Origin of the sequence: Corallococcus sp. CA053C (assembly GCF_003611675.1) — a bacterium.
Taxonomy (GTDB): Bacteria; Myxococcota; Myxococcia; order Myxococcales; family Myxococcaceae; genus Corallococcus.
In genome coordinates, this window is the sequence record NZ_RAWA01000591.1 from 1 (window position 1) to 4,429 (window position 4,429).

Here is a 4,429-nt window from a genome sequence, read left to right on the forward strand (position 1 = left end):
CATTCCGCGTTTCGGCCTCCCGCCGCCGACCCCGGTCGCGACGAGCGACAAGGCGCATCCCACGGAGCCGGTCTATCGGCTGATGGCCCGGGCCATCGCACGAAACTTCGTCGCCCGGTACGAGCTCGGGACGCTCAGTCGGCACTTCGAATGCCGAGGGGTCGCGGTCGAATAGCCGACAGGCTCCGAAGCCGTCGGCGCTCAGCGGACCCGGCCGGCCGGCTGAGCCGGGTCCGGCGTGGGCAGGATCTCGACGTACCCGTCCGTTCCATGCACGCGGATCCGCTGTCCATCCTGGATCCGCCGGGTGGCCTGCTCCACTCCCACGACGGCCGGCAAGCCATACTCCCGCGCGATCACCGCGCCATGGGTCATCAGGCCTCCGACCTCCGTCACCAGGCCCTTGATCGCGACGAACGCGGGCGTCCAGCTGGGGTCCGTATAGGCGGTGACCAGGATGTCGCCCGCTTCGAGATCGGCCTCCGCCATGTCCAGGATGACGCGGGCCCGCCCCTCGATGGTCCCGGCGGAAACCGCCAGGCCCACCAGCGCGCCGGCCGGTAGACCGTCGCGTCGGTACGCCCCGGCGATGACCTCGCCCTCCGACGTGAGCACGCGGGGCGGCGTGAGCGATTGATATGACCTGAACGCGTCCTTGCGCTGGCGGATGAGCAGGTCATCCACTGTGTTCGTGCGCACGACGTCGTGGAGCTCCTGGAACGTGAGGAAGAAGATGTCTTCCTTCTCACGCAGCACGCGGGCCTGCACGAGGCGCTCGGCCTCTTCCAACAGGGCCTGCTTGTAGACGAAGTAGCGGTTGACGATGCCGTACTTCGGATACTCCCGGTACCCGATGAAGGTCCGGACCCGGTCGATCATCCGCTTGGCCTCTTCAGCCTTTCGCTCCCCGTCCGGCAAGGCCCGCAGGCGCTCCAGCAGCTCCTGTTCCTTCTTCCAGGCCCCCTGCCGCCCTTGCTCGAAGCGCCGCTCGTTGGCGCCCGGCTCGAAGTTCTTGATGTTGCCGAGGATGAGGGGCACGAGCGTGGTGGGGCGTTCACTCCACCGCGGCTTCGTGATGTCGATCTCTCCGGCGCAGCGCATGCCGTACGTGTCGAGCCAGGCCCGGATGGCGTCCCGCGCTTCCCGCCCGCCCGCGAGCCCGGGCAGCTCGTCCAGGAAGCCCTCGTCCTCGACGTGCCGCAGAAAAGCCACCACGTCCGGATGCGGGCGGATCACATCCGCGACGTCCAGGAGCGCCAGGCCCATCTCCGACGTGACGTTGTGGGGGACGGACTGCGTGAGCGTGTCGGCCGCGTTCTTCTCGCCCAGCCACGCCTGCAGCTGCTCGTTGAGCCACCAGGTGGCCTCCACCCCCGCCATGATCACCTGATTGCTCTGCGGATCGAACAAGAACCGCTTCAGCTCCTGGAGGTCCGCCAGGATGAAGTCGAGCAGCGCCGGTCCTGACTTCGTCCGGATGTCGCGCTTCAAGACGGCGAGGGAGGCCTGGTTGCGCCCGATCAGCGCGTCGACAATGGCTGGATCGGCCTCGATCGGGGCTGGCGCGCCGCCAGCCCGCGCCCCGCCGGGTCCCTCGTCCGGGAGCGACCGGATGAAGTCGCCGCGTCCGAGCACGGTCCGCAGCGCGTCCCCGATCAGCGGATCGGATTTACCCGCGAGCCCCAGGAGACCCGCGCGGCCCGCTGGCGAAGCCAGGTTCTGGGTGACGTCGACGAACAACCTCCCGCCGGCCTCGTACATCGGCCGCATGGCCGTCAGCTGGAACAGGGAGAGCCCCAGGGGCTTCATGGCGTCGGTCATCATCTGCTGATGCCCGACGGAGATGTAGACGTGGTTCTCTCCGTCGCCGGCCACGGGGATGGGGAACAGCGTGGTGATGGGCCGACTCTGGACGATGTGGAAGCCATCGTTGACGAGGCACCATTCGATGTCCTGGGGGCGGCCGAAGTGCGCTTCGATCCGCCGGCCCAGCTGCACGAGCCGCACGACCTGCGCATCCGTCAGCGCGGGCTGCTGCTGCCGCTCCAGTTCAATCGCCTGATCCTGCGTCCCGCCTGCCGGCGAGGCGTGGATGGCAAGCTGCTTGGTGCCGATCGCCTTGGCGATGATCTCGCCGTCCCGCACCTTGTAGACGTCCGCGTTCACCCGGCCGGAGACCAGGGCCTCACCAAGACCGAAACTGGCCTCCACGGAGCTGACCTTCCGGTGGGAGGTGACGGGGTCGACCGTGAACAGGATACCGGCCGCCTGCGGGAAGACCATCTGCTGCACGACCACCGCCATGCGGACCTTCCGGTGGTCGAAGCCGTTCCGCAGGCGGTAGGTCACAGCCCGCTCGGTGAAGAGCGAAGCCCAGCACCGGCGGACGTGCTGGAGGATCGCCGCCGGACCCACGACGTTCAGGTACGTGTCCTGCTGGCCCGCGAAGGAGGCCGTCGGCAAGTCCTCCGCCGTCGCGCTCGACCGGACGGCGTAGGCGGCCTGCTCGCCGAGTTGGGCGAGTGGGCGGGTGATCGCCGCCGCCAGATCGTCAGGGATGGTGGTCCCTTCGAGGGTTCGGCGGATCTCAGCACTGAGCGCGCGGAGCTGCTCCCGGTCGTCCAGCTTCAGGCGCGACAGCCGGTCGAGCTGATCATCCATCGACGGCGCTTCCGCCATGATCCGCTGGAAGGCGTCCGTCGTCACGCAAAGGCCAGCCGGCACGCGGATGCCTTCGATCCGCGAAAGCTCCCCCAGATGCGCACCCTTGCCGCCAACGACCGCGACCTGCGTCTGGTCGACCTCCTGGAGACCCAACACGTAGCAGCGCATCCGCTCACCTCCCTCTCGCCAAAAGGCGGCACTGTTCAACCTACCAGGCGGGACAGGACAGCCCGTTCGGGCCACAGGCGTTGCGCTCCATGCAGTAGCCGCCATCGTTCGTCCGCCAGGCGTAGGCCATGGGCAGGCCCGGGCCACAGTCGACATACGGTCCGGACACCTGACAGTCATTGGGGCCGTCGCAGTCACCCTCGGCGTACTCCGCGGCCGAGTGCGTCGACGCCTCGACGTCGGACGGCGCCTCCATTCCGCCACAGCCGGAGAGGCCCACCGCCCCCGCCACCAGCAGACATGCCCACGACTTCTTCACCTGAGACAGGACTGCGTGCATGTGATTCTCCTCGGAAGCCCCGGCATGGGTGTGCACCCGTCCAGACAAGGATCACGCACGTCACGAGGAAAACGCAAAGGGCCTGCGAGCGTGAAGCGATGGCAGACTTCACGCTGGCGCCAAAAAGGTGGCGTTGCTGACCGTCTTGCCGCGCGGGGTCCGCGACCTCGAGCCGTGCTTCACCGCGCGCCAGGGGGCCTCGTGGCCGCCCTTCAGTCGGGGCGGATCACCAGGCTCACGTGCCCGCCCATGGACACAGCCTGGCTCGTCACCCGCAGGGCGTAGCGCTGGCCTGCCACCAGCGGGTGGGTGAGCTTCGCGCATGCCGACGCCGAGCTGCCGTCCGCCTGGGCCTGCGCGAGCAGCACCGCGCCCGCCTCATCGAAGAGCTCGAGGCCGGTCGTCTTGCCCTCGCAGTACAGCAGCTCGAAGGTGTGCGGGCCGCTGACGCTGGCGGGCGCCACCTTCACCCAGCGCGGCGGCTCGCCCTGGTAGGAGAAGAAGCCGTGCTGGCAGCCGCCGCCGGCCTGCACCGTGGGCGCCGCGGAGAGCTGCTCGGAGGCCTGCCCCGTCCCCACGCACTGCAACGTGGCGAGGAGCGGCTTCAGGGTCTCGTAGTCGAGCAGCACCTGCTCGCCGCAGCCGGCATTTTGATCGTTGGTGACGACCCGCTGCTCCTGGCCGGCCGCATCCACCGTCACCAGCGCGTACTCCTGGATGTCCTCCAAGCAGTCAGTGTTCCCCGGGATGAGCTTGAGCCCGTCGAGCGCGTCGACCTGCTCGTCCGTCAGCGCCGCGCCAGGTGACACCCACGTGAAGGAGCCGCCCCAGAAGCCGAAGCTCTGCAGGGTGACTTGTTGAGAGCTCAGATTCGACAGGGTTCCCCGGGTGCCGTCGGCGCCCGTCGAGCACGCGCCAACGAGAGAACCGAGGACCACCGCCATGACACTGCTTCGCATGCGTTTTGAGGTCATGGGCAGACAGTCTGCAACCAGCGCGCCACGGACTGCCCCCCTCAATACCAGAGCGACGCTGCCTGGGATGCGTCCCGCCCGTGCGCCGAAAATCTGAGAAGCCTCAAACCTCCCCGGCGGCTTTCCGAGACCCGTGCCCGCGAACCCCCTCGCGCAGGGTCCAATCCCTGCAATCCAAGGCTTCCGAAGATGGGGCGTTGCCTCTCGCTCAGCCCCTGAGCCGCGAGAGCGTGCGCACCGCGGCGCGCAGGCCCGCGGGGCTCGCCCCGGAGAACCCCAGCAC

Annotated in this window: 3 protein-coding genes; all 3 read right to left on the reverse strand. The window is 68.6% G+C overall.

The features are described 5' to 3' along the window. Positions 1-201: 201 nt before the first annotated feature. A complete protein-coding gene (rph, locus tag D7V97_RS40505; RefSeq protein WP_233583550.1) occupies positions 202-2,871 on the reverse strand; it encodes a rifamycin-inactivating phosphotransferase in 2,670 nt (889 codons plus the stop codon). A gap of 1 nt (position 2,872) precedes the next feature. Further along, the gene (locus tag D7V97_RS40510; protein ID WP_120615908.1) at positions 2,873-3,172 is read right to left on the reverse strand and encodes a hypothetical protein; all 300 of its coding nucleotides are present in this window, start codon (positions 3,170-3,172) and stop codon (positions 2,873-2,875) included. 212 nt (positions 3,173-3,384) lie between these two features. Continuing rightward, entirely contained in the window at positions 3,385-4,131 is a 747-nt protein-coding gene (locus D7V97_RS40515; protein WP_147445186.1) for a hypothetical protein, read from the reverse strand. Positions 4,132-4,429: the final 298 nt, after the last annotated feature.